Source organism: Algibacter sp. L1A34, assembly GCF_009796805.1.
Taxonomy (GTDB): domain Bacteria; phylum Bacteroidota; class Bacteroidia; order Flavobacteriales; family Flavobacteriaceae; genus Algibacter.
This window is the reverse complement of record NZ_CP047029.1, coordinates 3,130,694-3,149,342: the sequence shown is the minus strand read 5'-3', so window position 1 is coordinate 3,149,342 and position 18,649 is coordinate 3,130,694. Positions and strand designations below refer to the sequence as shown.

Here is an 18,649-nt window from a genome sequence, read left to right as displayed (position 1 = left end):
ATTATATTTTTGCTTTAACTTTAAAACCTTCACCTATTTTTGTGCTAAAGATAACACTTCCTCTTAATGCATGAATACGGGTTTCCACATTTCCAAGACCATTTAGTCTTTTTAGCTCGGCCCCGACACCGTTATCAGCATAATTCATCTCTAAAACATTTTTGTTTTTATTAAATGAAACCGATACTAATGTGGCCTTACTATGCTTTTTCATATTCGTCATAAGCTCTTGCAACACACGGTAAATAGTAGTTCTTTTTAATTTAGAGATCGTTTGCCAATTAATATCTTTTAAACCCCTTGTAATAATTACGAGACCTTCAGTTTCATAAATAAGTAATAAGTCATTTAAAATAACACCAAAGTCAGTCTCTAAATCGATAGTACCGCTCTCTCTCGATATATCTCGAGTTTTATTATAGATATGCTCCAATTCGTCTAGTAACACTTCATTCTCTCCAACCTGCTCGTATTGTAGCTTGGTCATAACTTGGTATACATCATTAGCAACCTCATCATGTATTCTTTTAGAAATTCTTTTTTCAGTAACATAAACTTCCTGAACTCTATCTTTTCTATGTTTTGCATTTAATGTAAAGAAAATTAAAATTGATAATAAAACAATTAGAATCCAAAGAGTTAGATATAACCATTTATAGGTTCTTTCCTTTTCTTTTTCAAACTCACTAACTAATAGCTTGGTTTGGTTTTCTTCTAATAATTTTTCTTTTAAAGCAACATTATATTTAATAGCTGCAAACTTATTTTCCCAAAGCTTACTCTTACTTTTAACTTGCTTATTTAATGCTACATATTTATGGAAATCGGAATTATTTTCAAGATTCAACTTTAAAGCTAAAGCCTCAATTTGATAAGCAGGTGCTTGAATATTATTGGATAACTCTGTTACCTTATCGGCATAATAAAGAGCTTTTATTTTGTTTCCTTTTTCTGAAAAAAATAAAGATAAATGCCTATAACTAGAAAACAATCCAGATAAATCTTGAAGTTCCAACCTCATCTTTAAGGCGCCCTCCATTTCTTTTAAGGCTCGACTGCGTTTAGTTTTAAAACTAAAAAAACCAAAATTATCAAAATAGGTTGCTTTAATTTCTGAATTATCTAAAGTAACGGCGTCATCATAAGATTTCGACAAAGTTTCTATGGCTTTATCGTATTTTTTTTGATCTGCATAAGTGTTTGCAATGTTGGTGATAATCGCAATTTTATCTTCTAATTTTGTATTTAATTCTAAGGCCTGGTTATAATATCTGCGTGCATTTTCAAAATCTTCAAGCCTTCTGTAAATCATACCTAAATGATTAGATAATCTTTCTTCAGCATCTTTTTTAGATTTCGAATTGCTTTTATTTAATAATTTTAAAGCTTTAATACTATTGGCTTCACTTTCGTAAGAGAAACCCATTTTCAATTGACCTAATGCTATTAACTCTAAATAATATGCCGCTCTTTCGGTATTATTATTTAACAAAGCTTGGTCTGCTTTCTTTTTAAAAAACTCAAAAGATTTACTTATAGATTTTACATCTTTTAATTCTGTAATAGCTTTGTAGTAAAATAATGTGCTATCCCTTTTATTTTGTGATACTAAATTATGGCTTACAATACAAAACGTATTTATAACAATAAACCAAAAAAAAAGGAATGAAGTTTTATTGACTTTCATTCCTCAAAAATAACAACTTATTTTTAGTTACAAGCAAAATTAATTACCTGTTGTTAGTGATGGTGAAATTAAGCACCTATCCGCATAACAATTCTCTTTATTTATAATTACAGCATAGCTTATTTTTAAGGAGTTAACCTTTTTTGTTTCCCCTCTTTGATTACCCCTTTAATAAGTGTAAATAGTTCGGTTTTTAATGATCTGTAATTATCTAAAAATTCGCACACAACAACAATTAGTTTGCCATGCTCTATTTTATAAGCATTTTCTTTTTCAAACTCATTTACACCATCGACCATAATTTTTAGTCCATTTTCATGATTTATAATAGTATCAATTAATGAGCTAGTTTCCCTTTGTATAGCACTTAATTTAACCACAAGGTTTTTACTTACTTCAAAATACTTTGAATCGATAAGCTGAATTGTGTAGGACTTTATTAAATCATCAAAAAACAGTTCTTCATCTTTTACAAATCTTAATTCAGATAACCATTTTAGAGAATCTTTATGCATAATCTCAGGACTTAACCATGCACTATATTTTGCTTTTACTGCTGTAGTTTTCATTTTGTTTAGTTTAAGAATTAAAAAACAGAAAGCAATATTTTAATGAGATATTGCTTTCTATTTAGAGGAGAATTTAATTCACCTCAATCATTTTTTTCGGAGCTTGTTTCTCTTTAACATCTTGTTGTTTCAATAATTTTAAATTTAAAATACCATTTTTGTAAGATGCTTTTACTTCTTGATCAAAATCAATAGACGATGGAAGCATCATTGATCGTTTAAAAGATTTATAACTAAATTCTTTACGAGAAAAATCATCTTCTTTTTGCTCTTCTTCTAATTTTTTTTCACCAGAAACATGAAGTACATCTTCTTCAATTGAAACTTCAAAATCTTTTTTATCGAATCCAGGAATAGCAAATTCAATTTCAAAATCTTTTTTATGCTCTGTAACGTTCATTGCTGGCATTAAGCTATCTTTTTCAAAGAAATCATCATCTATCCCTGACAGATTGTTTAAATTAGATGGGAATAATCTACCGCCCCAAGGCTGTACTAAATTGTTGTTCCAAGGGGTTAATAATTGGCTTTCTAATGGAGATAATCCATTTCGTCTTTTTCTACGTTTCATTAATGTAGTCATGACATTATTATTTAAATTAAACTTATATTACTATACTAATGTATTTCGATATTCATATTTTCACAATGATATATATCAGTTAGCTTATGTCTATTTGTTAACCAAATGGAATTTACAAAACTAATTTTTCTACATCTGTAAGCTTAGGAATTGTAACATGCCAATGGTATGTGTCTTTTATTTTTACACGAAATGCATCTGCCGCATTAGGTTCGCCGTGAATTAAAAACACGTTTTCAGGCATATTTTTTATAGCACTCATCCAGTCTAACAAATCGTTTTGGTCGCCATGTGCCGATAAACTATCTATGCATTTAATTTCGGCTTTTACAGGATAATATTTTCCACGAAAGCGAATTTCATGAGCGCCTTCTTTTAATTGTCGCCCTCGAGTCCCTTCGGCTTGATAACCCACTAATAATACCGTTGTAGAAGACTCATCTATAAGTTGTTGCAAATAAGTAAGCACTCGACCGCCAGTTACCATACCGCTACCTGCAATAATTATTTTAGACCGTTTATCGTCTATAGTTTTCCAGGTATCCTTGTAAGATTCTATAATATTTACATGCTCACACATGGCATTATAATCTTCCATCGATAATTTATGCCACTCAGGAAAACGTTTAAAAACTTCTAAAACATTATTCCCCATAGGGCTATCTATAAAAATTGGAATATTTGGTATTTTATTCTTTTTGTAAAGTTCCCATAGTAAATACATAAGTGTTTGCAAACGTTCTACAGCAAAACTTGGGATGATTAAATTTCCTTTTTTATGAATAGTTTCTTTAATAATTTCTGATAAAATTTCCTCTATGTTTTCTACCGGATGTAGTTTATTACCATAAGTACTTTCCATAAATAAATAATCGGCAAGTTCTGGTTTTTTAGGTTTTTCTAGTAAATAATCATTTACGCGACCTATATCTCCAGAAAACACAAATCGTTTTCCAAAAATATCCAGTTCAATAAAAGTAGCTCCAATAATATGGCCGTTATATTGAAAACGATATGATATATTTTTAGTTAACGCAATCCAATTATCTGGCTTTTCTGCTTTAAATAATACTATGGTTTTTTCGGCATCAACCTTGGTATAAAAAGGCAATGCAGGTTTATGTTTTGTGTAGTTTTCTTTATTTGCTTCTTTGGCGTCTTCTTCGTGTATTTTAGCGCTATCTCTTAATATAATTTCGGCTATAGCCAAAGTAGGTGCGGTTCCTACGATTCTGCCTTTAAACCCTTGTTTTAATAACCTTGGCAGATAGCCAACGTGATCTAAATGGCCATGCGTTAACAAGACCACATCAATAGCTTTAACATCTACAGATAGATTTGTCCAATTAAGCATTCGTAATTCTTTTAGCCCTTGAAACATACCACAATCTATCAATATATTTTGCTCCGAGGTTTCTAACAGAAACTTAGAACCGGTAACAACGCCAGCTGCTCCTAAAAAATGTACTTTAACAAACTTATCCATAGCTTTTAATTATTACATAACATACTTATTTCTTTCATTATTTTTTCCTTCCGTATTTCCGAGATCCCTAAATGATCTAAATAAAACGCGTCGCCAATTAACTCTCTACAAAGCACAACATCTCTGCTTAATAAAAACTGTTTTTCTCTATTAGTTAATAATGTAGATACCGTAATGGGATATAAACCTAAACGATCTATTCTATCTTTTAGACCTTCATTTTTGGGATAATCCCAACTTAACAAATAAAGATTAACACAATTACCATATTTAATGGCATCTTCTGTAAAACGAGTATTAGTAACTACCCAACCATTAGTGAGTTCCGTTTTGTTTTTTGAATTAGCATCCCAATTTGCCCTAACATCATTATATCGCGAATTTATATAAAGTGGAATTTTCACGTTACAATTAAGTCCTTCTTCATTATGGAATTTACATTCTACAACTGTGCTTTCGTTGTTTTTATTTGCTATAATATCAATTTCGTGCGTAACGCATAGGCCTTGTAGAATGGTACCTACTTCTGTTTTATATCCCGAATACTCTAAAATTGCACTTATAAAACGTTCAAAAGGAAAACCTGTTGGTCCCAATTCGTAAATCGCTTTTTTAAGCTTGTATTTAGAAGCTAAATGGCTATCCTTTTTTTTCAATAAAGCAAATGCTCGATTATAAATTTCTTTTGTTGAAATACCTTGATATAGCTCGTCTCTAACTCTATTAATAGTTTGATTAACCGTTTGCTCATCTGCGCCAATACGCCTTAATGAAGTCCGTAGTTTCTCTATGGAAAATTTAACCTTTTCTCCAGAAGATTTAATAATATCTATAGTATCTGTTTCCATATTTGCGTTTTTATTAAAACTACCAAAAACCAATTATAATCGACTAATTTGGATTAGGAGTTTTATAAAAAGCTTTTACCCAAGCTTTCACTTGTCTTTTGGTCATTTTATCAGTTTTTACTACATCTTTAACTTTAGCGCTTAAATCTTTATGATATGTTGCTAATTCTTTATTGAACTTAATTTTGGTTTCAGCAGGACCAAACAACACAATAACATCGTCATCTTTAATTTCTGAAGCTATATCATTAAAATATTTTTTTAGTTGATGTTTTTCACGTTCTAAATATTTACTATCATGAACAACATCTTGTGGACCGCCTTTTAATCGTGATCCGGAACCACCATGAACATGAAAATACTCCATATTCGATAATAGTGTGTTTACACTTATATCTCCATTATAAAGCGTTACAATAATGGCTCTTTCTTTGTCTAACCAAATTCCTGCTCGTTTCATCTTATTTTATTTTAACCTTAATATTTCTTTCGAAAGTCTTTTTGCTTTGACAGGTTTTAATTTCTTAAATCGTGCATAACCAATATGGGTACTTTAGAGTTCCTACCTATATCTTTCACTAAAGGATGGGTTAACATACTTCCAAAAAATACATGTTTTTTATTGATAAAAGCAACCATATCACTCTCTCTACTTTCAACAAAACAGTTAATAGCCATTGGTATATCTGCATGGCTTAGGGTATGAAAAGAATAATCTACATCTTCAAAATACTCTTCTAAAATTTTTTTATTATTTGCTTGATGTTTGTTTAGTTCGGCTTCTTCAGAAATATGAAGAATTTTAATAGATGCGTTACATTTTTTAGCAATATCTATTAAGTAGTTTAGTTCTCTTCTTTTTAAATGGGTTTTAAAACTAGTAGGAAAAACAATTTCTTTAGGTAATATGCGAAGTGCTAATTCTGGCACTACAATTACAGGACAGTTACGTACTTTCTCCATAACATTAATAGCTGTACTACCATAAGCAACACCTCGTGAACTTGTTTTACCCTTGGTGCCCATAACTATCATTTCTATATCCTTTTCTTCAACTAAGCCTTTAATAGCTTCTACAGCATTGTTAAAAGTTGAAATAGTTTTAAAATGATGTTTTGGATTATCAAAATCTTTAAATGCCAACATATCTAAAACCTTGGCGAGTCCGTTTTCCGAATTTAGTTTTGCTGTTTCATACAGTTCACTGCCAGGTTCCGCATTTATTAAACTATCGATAATATTACCGGTAGAGGAATACACGTTTAAAAGATAGAAATCACAGTGATCTCTTTTATATAACTCTATTGCATAACATATGGCATGCCATGCATTCTTAGAAAAATCTGTAGGCAATAATATTTTACGTTTCATAATATTATTTTTTAGGTTATTATATAATTCCTGACTGAATAATAGTGAACGGACAAGCTAAATATCTACTGATTCTGGTATTACTAAAAATGGAATTTTAGCATGAAAACCTAGATCTTTTATAACAGGTTCGTTTAATATTTTTTGAAAAAAATTATGATTGTACTTTACCATAGCTAGAATATCAATATCCAATTCTTCTATAAAATCATTGATTTCTTCAACCTTTTCAGCATAATTTGGCATCCAATGTAAACTGAAGTTATTATTTTTTAAATAACTCTCCAACACTATTAAGTTATCACTTTGCTTATCGGAGAGCTCTTCCTCAACATCAATATGTACAATTCTAATTTCTGAGCTATATAAATCGGCTAATTCTCTTAAAGATTTAATTTCATTAGCGTGATAAAAATGATTGTAATCTGTTGGAAAAGCAATTTGCTTAGGTTTTATAAAATCAAATTCCTCTGGTATCATTAAAACAGGACAGTTTTTAATCTTCATAATAAGGCTTACAGTATTACTTCCGAAGAAAAGCTCTTTTGCTCCAGTGGCACCTTTTGTCCCCATTATTATAAGACTAATGTCATGTTTTTCAACAGCATTTTTCACTGCCTTATTTAAATCATCTGAACTTAAAATAATATCAAAATCATGTTTTGGGTTTGGATCACTACTTTGTACTAGTTCTTTTAAATCTAAAAGCTCTACCATAGCATTTTCTCTCATTGTTGTAATTAATTTATTGGAAACATTAGAAAGCATGTTTACCTTAACCACTATTGAGTTTAAAAAATAAAAAGTACACTCTTGTTCTGCAAAAAGTTTTAGGGCATAAACCGTAGCGCTCCATGCATTATCCGAAAAATCGGTTGGCAATAAAATTTTACGCTTCATTTCTTTATTGTTTTATCATTATTTAATAACCTATTACAATTCGTCTTTAAATATTTGCGTTTAGTATAGGCTGCCACATTATTTATCTATAAAAAACTTAGGCTTTAATACCCTTTGAAGGAATAACTAAGAATGGAATGTTTAAATGAAAACCAATATGCTTTATTGTAGATTTGAAAAATAAGTTTTCAAAAAATGAGTGTTTATTATTAATCATAATCAACAAATTAACTTTTGTTTTTTGCTGAAAATTAGTGATACCTACTTCTACGGTTTGGTTACTCTCTTCATGAAATAAATGTGCTATTTTTTTAAAGGATTTTTCTAAGATATTTTTATTTTCTTTCTGTGCTTCAGATAAATCATAACCATAAGTAAGGTAAAGTATATTAACTCTGGAGGTATTATTATTCTCAACCATAAATTTAATTGGTTTTAATTGTTGCTCCGTATACTTTATGGAATAATCTGTTGGAAATAAAATTTCGTGTGGTGTTTCAAACTCAAATCCGCTAGGAACAGCAAGTATTGGGCACTTCACATTTTTAAATACATGTACTGTATTCGATCCAAATAAAATTTCTTTCGCACCAGTAGCACCTTTTGTACCCATTACAACATAATCGATAGCTTTATCTTCAACAATTTCTGTAATTTCTGCAATAAGCATGTTAAAGGCCCCTATGGTTTCTATAGTATGCTTAGGGTTCTTAAACTCGTTTTTAATACGCGTTTTATAATCTTCTAAGTTTTTTAAAACCTCATCTCTAACGCTATCTATCATGCCCAATTGAGCAGGTTCTACCAATACATATTCAGCATGGTATATTACAGGTGTGTAAGTGTTTAGTAAATAAAATTTACAAGTTTCGTTTTTAAAAAGTTGCAATGCATATTTTATAGCATTCCAAGAATTTTCGGAAAAATCGGTAGGAAGAAGTATCTTTTTCATGATGATAAAATTTAGTTTATATGTTTTTACGTTTCATGTTTTGTAATGCTAAAAACGGAATATCAAGATTTAAGCTCAATTCATCTATAGTTGTAGATTGAAACAAAATATTTTCTAAAAATGAATGTCTTGTATTAACCATAACAAGCATATCTACATGGTTTTCTTTAAGATATTTATATATTGTATTAATGATGTGTTTGCTTTTTTCTACTTTAAAATTAACGGTGTTTTTGCATAACTCCTCATCTATAAATTTTTGGTTATCCAACTGTCTCATAGACAACTTTTCTATTTTAGATATGTAAAGCACATCTATTACAGCTCTATATGGAGAAGCCATTTCGCATAGCAGCTTAAGTTCTCTTCTTTTATAAGGAATCATGTAATCGGTAGGAAAAAGAATGTGTCTTGGTTGGGTGTATTTATAATTCTCTGGAATAGCAAGCACAGGGCATTGCACATATTTTAAAACTTGTAATGTATGGCTCCCAAAAGTTATTTTTTTATCATTCGTTTTCCCTTTAGTACCCATAATTATAATGTCGATATTTTGATCATCAACAACAATATCGGCCTCTTCAATAAGTAAATTATTGGCCGAAATGGGATAAAAAGTATGTCTTGGATTAGGAGAAATATTTTCAATTTCTCTTATAGTATTTTCTAATTCTTTCTGAGATTTTTTACGCATCTCAGATTTCACATCAGCTAAGTTAGCTTTGGTTAATGCAGACTCATTAGCATAAATATCGTCTTGATAAGCATGCATAATATAAAACTCACTAATATCATACTTAAATAAGTTTACAGCAAATTCTATAGCGTTATTGGCATTTTCTGAAAAATCGGTGGGAATCAATATCTTTCTCATGACGTAAAGTATTTAGCTTAAATTTAAACACTTAACAACAAAACAACAATGATATTTATCAGCTAAAAACGAGTATATACTCGTGAAGATTGGTTGTTTTTGTAAAATAAAAAAGGGAACGTTAAAATTAACACTCCCTTTTTATTCACATTACTGAGATAATGTGAACTAACCAACTATAACTTTACTAAAAGACAAAAAGCAAGAGCTTTCTATCTCCAGTATTGAAATGTTTGATGGTGCTAACTACCTTTTTGAAAATTTAATATACCCCCCTTAAAAGCTATATTAAATTTCAGATATTAAATACCTTCAAACAATCCTTAACAGCGTTAAACGTTTAATAACCTGTTAATTTTTAAAGAACTTACAATTATACTGCAAATTTACAGTAGAAACCCATGTTAAAACATGATAAATGTCACGTTTTAAAAAAAATTACATCGGTACAATATTGTAAACCACATTTAATAAAAATAAACCAGTAAAAAATAACATGGTATAAATAAGCTGGACGAATTTTATATTAAGAAACTCTAAAATGGAAACCGCACGTTTAGGGAATATAAAAAGTGCTAAGCCTATAAACAAAGAGCTCCAGCCTATTAGGGTAATAATAAGCTTCCAGTTTGGTTCCCATATATTATGAAATAAAATATTTAGTAAACCAATAATAATGGCTAAAAAAGATGACACAATTAGAAATTGCTCACCCTTTAAATCTGTGAATACTTGCTTTATACGTTTTGGATTTAAACTTAAGATAAAGAAAAATATAATGAGGTACCAACCCCAAAACTTTGCTAAAAATATTGAATTATCCATGATATATTAATTTTTGTCGTGTAATACTAAAAACGGAATTTTTGTGTGATAACTTATTTCTTCAACATTTGAATGAAATAAAATTTGCTGAAAATAATTAAGATTTTTTGCCACCATACATATCATATTTATTTTTTCATTTTTAATAAAAGACTGTATGGCAACCTCTGTTTTTTTATTTCTTAAATAATGAAAACTATGGTTTGTATAACTAAAATAATCATCCAATAATTCTCTGTTTCTTTTTTGTTCTATATTTAAATCTGTTTTATTTTTACTTACATGTACTATATGTAAAGCGGGCTTATGGTTTTCCAAAACATCAAATAAGGGTTGCAGTATTTGCATATCATAATTTAAAGAAAAGTCTGTTGGAAATGCGAGTTCTTTTAACTCCGTAAATTGAGCTTCTTCTGGAACTGCCAAAGTCGAGCATTTCACTTTAGTAATAACATCACCTGTATTGCTACCTAATATAATTTCGGCTAAACCAGAGGCGCCTTTGGTCCCCATAACTATCATATCTATTTTTTTTTCTTCTACATGTTTTCTTATAGATTCTATAAAAAAATCGTAATCCAAAAGAGAATAAAATCGATGATTTTTATTTGGTACAATATGTTTTGAAATACGCGTTAAAACCTTACGTAACTTTTGCATGGCAGGTTTAGTATAAACATCTTCAATAACATCAGAATTACTAATATTTTTATATGAAGAGTTACTTTCCAAAACATCACTAAGCATATTTACATGGAGTAAATAAAAGTTGCAAGTTTCTTTTTCGAAAAAAGCTACCGCATATTTAATAGCATTCCATGAGTTTTTTGAAAAATCGGTGGGTAATAATATATTTTTCATCTAACAGCATATTTACAACCACTAATTTAAGTGGTATACACATAAACCAAAATGATATTAATCATTTAGAGAAGATTAAAAATAGAGCTAATAGATCTGCTTTAGTTTTTCAATATCGACTACTTTTATATTTCTACCTTCAGATTTTATAATACCTAGTTTTTTAAATTCCGTTAAAGCTCTAATCAATGTTTCGGTTGCAATTCCGGCAACACTTGCTAAATCGCTTCTAGAAATTTTTATTGGATCGTCTGGCTTTCTATTTATTTTTTCGGCAAATTTTAAAATAGTAGTTGCTGTTTTTTTATTTACCGAGGCATAAGCTTTTTCTAATAATTGCTTTTTTATTTCTATAAGGTTATCAGATAATAACTGCATAAGCTCGATAGTTAATTTATGATTATTGTTAAGAATTTGATTAAATTCAATAACAGAAACACCGGTTAACTCGGTATCGTCGATAGCGGTAACGGTTTCTTTGTGTGGTATGTTTTGCGTAAAAGATGTGTAACCAAACAAATCGTCTTCTTTATAAAGAGCCGTTACAAGTTCTTTGCCCTGCTCCTGTATTTGGTGGCATTTTACAGCGCCTTTGTTAATTAAATAAATATAATTGGTATGGTCGCCTTCATTGTAAATAACCTGGTCTTTACTATATCTAAATATGGAACCATAATCGTCAAAATAGTTTTTTAAATCGTTAATGGTTTTTATTTCATCTTCAATATCTACACTTTTAGTAGTATTCGATTTTGTAGCTAAATCTTGTAAAATAGCGACTTTAGCTAAACGACTTTCTATAGCGTTAATAAGATCGTTAATAGCAAAGGGTTTGCTAATATAATCGTCTGCGCCTAAATTCATACCTTTTCTAACATCACAAACCTCTGTTTTAGCAGATAAAAATATAAAAGGAATAGACTTGGTGTTTTTATTTTTTGAAAGCATTTTAATAACACCGTACCCATCGAGTTCTGGCATCATTATATCGCAAACTATAATATCTGGCCTTTTTAACTTTGCCAACTCTACTCCTATTTTTCCATTAGAAGCTTTTACCACCGTGTAGTTAGATAGCTCTAAAAGTTCTGTTGTACAATCTCTTAAAACCACATCATCTTCAATAAGTAAAATTGTTTTCATGAGTATTTTTTTTTAGTTTTTGCTATTTTATTCTAACCCTATATTCGGAAATGTTATTGTAAAAGTGGATCCTTTATTTTCTTCACTTTTAAAAAAAATAGTACCACCTATATTATTTATATGATTTTTAACGATATTTAAACCTATGCCCGTGCCTTGAATATTTATTGCATTTTGTGCTCTAAAATAACGTTCAAAAATATTTTTTTGGTCTTTCTCAGGAATACCCATTCCTTGATCGGTAATAGTTGCTGTTATAAATTTATCATCCTGTTCAATATGCATATCTATAATGGATCCTTCTGGGGAATATTTTATAGCGTTGTGCAAAAGATTGGTGAAAATTAACTGAATAATTTTTTCATCTTGATATATAGATAAATCGTCTATGTTTTCGGGATACTTTATATTCTGACCATCTTTTAAAAGCATGTTAGCATTATAAACAACCTCGTTAATTACTTTACTAAGTTTAAAATGGTTAAATCTATAATTCACTTTTCCACGCTCCAGCTTATCTACCGATAAAAAGTCGTTCAAGATGTTATTTAAATAATACACTTTATCCGTGATATTTTTTATATACTCATTTCGTTTTTCTTGGTGCTCGGTTAATTGGTATCTGCTAAGTAACTCGCTAGAAGATAAGATACCACTTAAAGGTGTTTTAAATTCGTGAGATACTAATGATAAAAAATTAGTTTTCAATTCATTTATATCTTTTTCTTTAACCAATGCCATCTCCAGTTGTTTGGTTCGTTCTTCTACTTTATTTTCTAATTTATTAGTATAACTTTTACGTTCTGTAATGTCTAAAATAATAGCTACAAAAACTTCTTTGTTGTTTAGGTTTGATAATTGCAAATGAACTTCAACAGGATATTCTGATCCATTTTTACGCTTATGCAACGTTTCAAACTCAATCTTATTTACTTTCTTTTTTAATAAAACGTCTATGGTATTTCTAAATTCAATTTCGGTATCATTTTTTTTAATATCTAAAGGCGTCATGTGTTTTAATTCATCTAAACTATAGCCTATATTAATTTGCGCACCATAATTAACATTTATAAACTTTAATGTTTCAGCATCAAAAACATAAATTTCATTTAAAGACTCGTCAAAAATAGACGCTAAATGATGACGTTCTTCTTCTACTTTTTTTCTTAGTGTAACATCATTCTGAATACCAATAAAATTTGTAACAATACCTTTAGAATTCGTTATCGGAAAAATGTACAAATCATTCCAAAATAAGCTACCATCTTTTTTATAATTACGAAGCGTTGCTTGGCAGCTTTCCCCGTTTTTTATTGCAGTTCGAAGTTTTTTAAGAGGTTCTTGATTTCTATCTTGAGCTTGCAAAAATCTACAATTATGGTTAAGTATTTCTACCTCGGAATAACCCGTAAGGTTTTGAAAAGCCGAATTGAAATAAATGATAGGATTATCATCTTTTAAAGCATCGGTAATCACTATGCCATTATTAGCAGATTGTAATGCTTTGGTACGCAGCATTAAGTTTTTTTCAATTTCCTTTTTTTCTGAAACATCTTTAATCAAAGCCATAACATAAGTTTTGTTATAAATTTGAAAAGGGTTTAATTCTACTTCTACCGGAAAAATAGTTCCATCTTTTTTTAAGGCAAAAATATCTCTAACGTCACCCATTTTTATACGTTTACTTGCCTTAAGAAACGCTTTAAAATACTTAGAGTGACTATGATGATAATTAGACGGAATTAATACGTTTAGCTCCTTGCCAAAAATTTCTTTTTTTGTGTATCCAAAAATAAATTCTACCGATGCATTGACTTCAACTATTTTTTGGAGATTATCAACAATAATAACACCCTCGGAAACCGTTTCTAATAGAATATTAAATATTTCTTGATCTTGTCTAAACATAAATAACGATGCGTTAATGGATAGTCCCCTAAAAATAGGTAAAAATGCACGATTTATAATTAAGAACGACTGATTTATATCATGATTAAATCAATATTTTATCTTTATTTTTAGTAAAATTAAACGTTGCTAAACATGGAAACTAAAACAAAGTTAACCCTAGAGTTCTATCAACACCTTGGTAAGCTGTTCTATGCTATTGCTGCAGCCGATAAAAAAGTACATCCAGATGAGTTTAACAAATTAAAAGAGCTTGTTAAACTAAAATGGTTACACCTTGATCTTGCTGAAGACCATTATCATACAAATGCTGCTTACCATATAGAAATTGTTTTCGATTGGCTAAATAACGGAGCCTATGAAGCCGAAACTTGCTTTCATGATTTTGTAAATTACAAAAATGAAAACCCAGAGCTATTTACGAAAGTTATTAAAAAACTAATCATGAAAACGGCTAATGCTATTGCTTCTTCTTTTTCTGGGTTAAATAAATCTGAACTCATCATGCTAGCAAAATTAGAGATGGAACTAAAATCTAATACTTGCGAAAAAGCATAAGTATTTTATTATTATAAAGGCATACTAAAAGCATCCATATAGAAGCAAAAAAAGGAAATATTTATTCTTTTTGTTTTCCTATTCATTTATCTCAACAAAAGTTTTTACTGTAATTGATAGAGAAAACTATTTAGCATCATAATTGAAATAGCGTTAAACACTCTTTGTATATAAAAACCATTTTATCCAACCGTTTAGTAATAGTTGTTATTAATAAAAATAAGCCTAGGTATATCTATTTTATTAAAAGTTAAATTAAACATGAAGATAATACAATTAACAAGTCTGTTTTTACTCATGGTGTCTTGTTCTAAAAACACAGATAAAATACACCCAGAAAAACAAAATCTAACAGAATCTGTATACACTTCTGTAACCATACAGCCAGATAGCCTTTACCAAGTGCATGCCATTGTTGCCGGTATTTTATACAAAAACTTAGTTGAAGAAGGAGATATTATCTTAAAAGGTGATGCCTTATTACAAATTGAGAATAACACACCTAAACTAAATACTGAAAATGCCAAACTATCTTTAGAATTGGCTCAAGAAAATTATAACGGAAATGCAGCCGTTTTAAGAGGTATAAAAGATGAAATAATTGCGGCTAACTTAACATACAAAAATGATTCGGTTAATTATTTCAGACAAAAAAATCTATGGAATAAAAATATTGGTTCTAAAGTAGAATATGATACAAAACAACTTAATTATCAATTATCATCAAATAATTTACAACTACTACAAAGTAAATATAACAGAACTAAAAACGAATTACAGACAACCGTAAAACAGGCGCGTAACAACTATCAATCTTCATTAATAAACACTAAAGATTTCACCATAAAAAGCACAATAAATGGTAAAATATATGCCTTATATAAAGAACCCGGCGAAATTGTTGCTACCACAGAACCTCTGGCTACAATAGGCAGTGCAACCAAATTTATTATTAAAATGCTAGTAGATGAGGTGGATATTGTAAAAATAATAAAAAATCAAAAAGTCATTATTAGTCTAGATGCATACAATGGCTCTATTTTTACAGGAAAAGTATCCAAAATATATCCAAAAAAAGATGAAAGAAACCAAACATTTACAGTAGAAGCTCTATTTGATGAAGCTCCAAAAACCTTATATCCTGGACTTTCTGGAGAAGCTAATATTATTATTTCAAATAAAGAAAATGCGCTTACTATTCCAAAAGAATATCTTATAAAGGACAATACAGTAAAAACCGATGATGGACTAATAACCATTACTACTGGTTTACAAAATATGGAATTCATAGAAATAACTTCTGGAATTAGCGAAAACACAAGTATTTATAAACCCGAATAATGACGAACTGGAAGGTTATACTAAACATTGCAAAAATGCACTTGCTAACTAAATTTAAGCAAACTGCGGTTGCGGCATTAGGTGTTACTTTTGGAATTGGAGCTTACATTACTTTGGTAAGTTTTATGACGGGTTTAAACACCATATTAGACGATTTAATTCTAAATCAAACACCGCATATTCATATTTATAATGAAATAGAACCTTCAAAAAAACAACCAATCGCGTTATATGATGAGTTTAAAAACAGTATGAATGTAGTGCATTCCATTAAACCTAAATTAAGTCAAAAAAAAATACACAACGCATTACCTATAATTAAATATTTAGAAAACAAAAACATTGTTCGTGGTGCGCTCCCCCAAATAAAAGCTAATATATTTTACATTGCAGGTTCTATAGATATTAGTGGGAATTTAACAGGCATTAATGTGCTAGATGAAGCTAAATTATTCAACCTTAATGATTATATAGTTAGAGGTTCTCCAGAAGCTTTAGATCATACCGAAAATGGTATTTTACTCGGTATAGGTATTGCAAAAAAAATGGCTTTAGATGTTGGAGATCGCATTCAAATAAACACAACAACTGGCGAGATTTTCCCGTTAAAAATAGTTGGGTTATACCAAAGTGGTGTTACAAATATTGATGCTATACAAAGCTTTGCAAATTTAAAAACAGTACAACGCATTCTTGGTGAAGCAGATAATTATGTTACAGATATTAATGTAAAACTTAATAACATTGATGATGCACTTCCTTTATCAAAAAAACTAGAACAAGAGTTCAATTTAAAAGCCATAGATATCAATACCGCCAATGCCCAATTTGAAACAGGCACAAATGTTAGAAATATGATAACCTATGCCGTATCTATAACTTTGCTCATTGTTGCTGGTTTTGGTATTTACAACATTTTAAATATGTTTATTTATGAAAAAATGAACGATATCGCCATTCTAAAAGCCATAGGGTTTTCTGGCAAAGATGTGCAGCTTATTTTTATGAGTCAAGCCATGATAATTGGGTTTATTGGCGGAATTTTAGGTCTACTTGTTGGTTTCATTTTTACAAATATTATTAGCACAATTCCTTTTCAAACTCAGGCATTACCAAGAGTAAAAACGTACCCTATAAATTTTAATCCATGGTTTTATTTTATAGGCATGTTATTCGCTATGATATCCACTTTTTTCGCAGGTTATTTACCATCACGAAAAGCTAAAAAAATAGATCCTGTAACCATTATAAGAGGTCAATAATTATGCGCACTGTACTAGAAGCTAAAAACATTAATAAATACTTTAAAAAGCCTATGCCTTTTCACGTTTTAAAGGATATCAGTTTTAAAATAAAAAAAGGAGAATTTGTTTCTATTATGGGGAAATCTGGTTGTGGAAAATCCACATTACTCTACATACTATCTACCATGGACACCAATTATCAAGGTGAACTATTTTTAAATAATAAATTAATAACAGGCAACAATAACGACCAATTATCATACATAAGAAACAAGCATATCGGTTTTGTTTTTCAATTTCACTATCTACTTTCAGAATTTACAGTTTTAGAAAACGTAATGCTTCCTGCTAAAAAATTAGGTGAAAAATCGAATTTAGAAATTGAGCACGATGCCATGCAAAAACTCAAAATTTTAAATATAGAACAGCTTTCAAAAAAGAAAGCCTCTCAAATTTCTGGAGGAGAAAAACAACGCGTTGCCATTGCGAGAGCTTTAATTAATAACCCTTCCATTATTATGGGAGACGAACCTACTGGTAACTTAGATAGTCATAATTCTAAAAACGTCTTCAATATTTTTAAACAACTCAGTGAAGAACAAGATTTATCGCTTCTTATTGTAACTCACGACGAAGATTTCGCTAAAAAAACAGATAGAATTATTACTATGGAAGATGGTAAAATTATAGTTTAGAAATTTATATATCTTAAAATCAAAAGCCAAAACTAGTTACTAAAACTAGGTTACCTTAACTGATATTTATCATTTATAATGAGCCATTTTAAAAGTACTTTTAAGTTTTAACCTTCTTAAAATTAATGCGATGAAAAATTACCGAATAAAACCAACCGCAAATTATATTAAAGAAGCTAATTGGGACGAACTTTATATTTTAATAGAGCATTGGAAAAATGATATAGCGTTTTATTTATTCGACATAAAATTTTTAGAAACTCTTATAGAGTCGCACTTTTCTGAACTATTAGAATACGAAAATCTGGACGAATTAAGAGAATTACAACTTGAAATTTTTGAGTTAAAAAACCAGTGCGAATACATACAGCAACGGATACAATTAAATTTAGACAATATTGTTAAAATAATCGATAAGACATACAAACATAATACTGCCGAATTTAGAATTGAAAACGAACAACTTGAAGATGATATTATTTCATTAATAAATAATGAAAGAGAAGTTAAAAATGTTGTTTTTAGGATGATTAAAGAAATCTTAGAAAATGAAAAATCGAAAAAAACTTGGATGTTTAATTAAAAAATCATGGATAAATTACAAATTATAGAGAACAAAATCGTTAAGCTAACAAACTTAATAGAAACGGATTACCCCGAACTATATCCCTTTTTAGACGAAACACCAATGACTGTGCCTTCCAAAAACAAACCACATATAAACACGAAGGTAATGGGCGATTATTTAGAAAGTTTAAACCTGTTATTAAAACATCATATCGAAACCCATAAAAATAAGTAGAT

20 protein-coding genes are annotated in these 18,649 nt (G+C 29.5%); 6 read left to right on the top strand and 14 right to left on the bottom strand.

Features of this window, described 5'->3' with window-relative positions; genetic code table 11:
• Window position 1: 1 nt before the first annotated feature.
• From GQR97_RS13280 to GQR97_RS13215, 14 genes are all read right to left on the bottom strand, one after another.
• The gene (locus tag GQR97_RS13280) at window positions 2-1,687 is read right to left on the bottom strand and encodes a tetratricopeptide repeat-containing sensor histidine kinase (protein WP_158849182.1); all 1,686 of its coding nucleotides are present in this window, start codon (window positions 1,685-1,687) and stop codon (window positions 2-4) included.
• A 125-nt stretch (window positions 1,688-1,812) separates the two neighbouring features.
• Window positions 1,813-2,256 (bottom strand): hypothetical protein, encoded by a 444-nt coding sequence (locus tag GQR97_RS13275; RefSeq protein ID WP_158849180.1) that lies wholly within the window; start codon window positions 2,254-2,256, stop codon window positions 1,813-1,815.
• Window positions 2,257-2,329: 73 nt separating this feature from the next.
• Window positions 2,330-2,839 (bottom strand): Hsp20/alpha crystallin family protein, encoded by a 510-nt coding sequence (locus GQR97_RS13270; RefSeq protein ID WP_233267539.1) that lies wholly within the window; start codon window positions 2,837-2,839, stop codon window positions 2,330-2,332.
• Window positions 2,840-2,951: 112 nt separating this feature from the next.
• Window positions 2,952-4,325, bottom strand: coding sequence for an MBL fold metallo-hydrolase RNA specificity domain-containing protein (locus GQR97_RS13265; protein WP_158849178.1), 1,374 nt, complete (start codon window positions 4,323-4,325; stop codon window positions 2,952-2,954).
• Window positions 4,326-4,330: 5 nt separating this feature from the next.
• The gene (locus GQR97_RS13260; protein WP_158849176.1) at window positions 4,331-5,173 is read right to left on the bottom strand and encodes an ATP cone domain-containing protein; all 843 of its coding nucleotides are present in this window, start codon (window positions 5,171-5,173) and stop codon (window positions 4,331-4,333) included.
• A gap of 43 nt (window positions 5,174-5,216) precedes the next feature.
• Window positions 5,217-5,633, bottom strand: coding sequence for a hypothetical protein (locus GQR97_RS13255; protein ID WP_158849174.1), 417 nt, complete (start codon window positions 5,631-5,633; stop codon window positions 5,217-5,219).
• Between the two features lie 56 nt (window positions 5,634-5,689).
• Window positions 5,690-6,544, bottom strand: coding sequence for a universal stress protein (locus tag GQR97_RS13250; protein ID WP_158849172.1), 855 nt, complete (start codon window positions 6,542-6,544; stop codon window positions 5,690-5,692).
• Between the two features lie 57 nt (window positions 6,545-6,601).
• A complete protein-coding gene (locus GQR97_RS13245) occupies window positions 6,602-7,444 on the bottom strand; it encodes a universal stress protein (RefSeq protein ID WP_158849170.1) in 843 nt (280 codons plus the stop codon).
• Between the two features lie 97 nt (window positions 7,445-7,541).
• Window positions 7,542-8,396 (bottom strand): universal stress protein, encoded by an 855-nt coding sequence (locus tag GQR97_RS13240; protein WP_158849168.1) that lies wholly within the window; start codon window positions 8,394-8,396, stop codon window positions 7,542-7,544.
• Between the two features lie 16 nt (window positions 8,397-8,412).
• Window positions 8,413-9,270, bottom strand: a complete 858-nt coding sequence (locus tag GQR97_RS13235) for a universal stress protein (RefSeq protein ID WP_158849166.1) — start codon at window positions 9,268-9,270, stop codon at window positions 8,413-8,415.
• 438 nt (window positions 9,271-9,708) lie between these two features.
• Entirely contained in the window at window positions 9,709-10,095 is a 387-nt protein-coding gene (locus tag GQR97_RS13230) for a hypothetical protein (RefSeq protein WP_158849164.1), read from the bottom strand.
• 6 nt (window positions 10,096-10,101) lie between these two features.
• Window positions 10,102-10,956: a universal stress protein gene (locus GQR97_RS13225; protein ID WP_158849162.1), complete on the bottom strand. Its 855-nt coding sequence runs from the start codon at window positions 10,954-10,956 to the stop codon at window positions 10,102-10,104.
• Between the two features lie 87 nt (window positions 10,957-11,043).
• Entirely contained in the window at window positions 11,044-12,099 is a 1,056-nt protein-coding gene (locus GQR97_RS13220) for a response regulator (RefSeq protein WP_158849160.1), read from the bottom strand.
• A gap of 27 nt (window positions 12,100-12,126) precedes the next feature.
• Window positions 12,127-14,007: a PAS domain-containing sensor histidine kinase gene (locus GQR97_RS13215; protein ID WP_158849158.1), complete on the bottom strand. Its 1,881-nt coding sequence runs from the start codon at window positions 14,005-14,007 to the stop codon at window positions 12,127-12,129.
• Window positions 14,008-14,142: 135 nt separating this feature from the next.
• Between GQR97_RS13215 and GQR97_RS13210 the strand changes: the two genes are divergently transcribed.
• The 6 genes from GQR97_RS13210 to GQR97_RS13185 all read left to right on the top strand — a co-directional run bounded on the left by GQR97_RS13210 (window position 14,143) and on the right by GQR97_RS13185 (window position 18,647).
• Entirely contained in the window at window positions 14,143-14,565 is a 423-nt protein-coding gene (locus GQR97_RS13210; RefSeq protein ID WP_158849156.1) for a hypothetical protein, read from the top strand.
• A gap of 261 nt (window positions 14,566-14,826) precedes the next feature.
• Window positions 14,827-15,906 (top strand): efflux RND transporter periplasmic adaptor subunit, encoded by a 1,080-nt coding sequence (locus tag GQR97_RS13205; RefSeq protein ID WP_158849153.1) that lies wholly within the window; start codon window positions 14,827-14,829, stop codon window positions 15,904-15,906.
• Window positions 15,906-17,168, top strand: coding sequence for an ABC transporter permease (locus GQR97_RS13200; RefSeq protein ID WP_158849151.1), 1,263 nt, complete (start codon window positions 15,906-15,908; stop codon window positions 17,166-17,168). The genes GQR97_RS13205 and GQR97_RS13200 overlap by 1 nt, the downstream gene beginning before the upstream one ends.
• A 2-nt stretch (window positions 17,169-17,170) precedes the next feature.
• The gene (locus GQR97_RS13195; RefSeq protein ID WP_158849149.1) at window positions 17,171-17,845 is read left to right on the top strand and encodes an ABC transporter ATP-binding protein; all 675 of its coding nucleotides are present in this window, start codon (window positions 17,171-17,173) and stop codon (window positions 17,843-17,845) included.
• Window positions 17,846-17,975: 130 nt separating this feature from the next.
• On the top strand, window positions 17,976-18,428 hold the full coding sequence (locus tag GQR97_RS13190) for a hypothetical protein (protein WP_158849147.1): 453 nt from the start codon (window positions 17,976-17,978) through the stop codon (window positions 18,426-18,428).
• Between the two features lie 6 nt (window positions 18,429-18,434).
• Entirely contained in the window at window positions 18,435-18,647 is a 213-nt protein-coding gene (locus GQR97_RS13185) for a hypothetical protein (protein WP_158849145.1), read from the top strand.
• The last annotated feature ends 2 nt before the right edge of the window (window positions 18,648-18,649 follow it).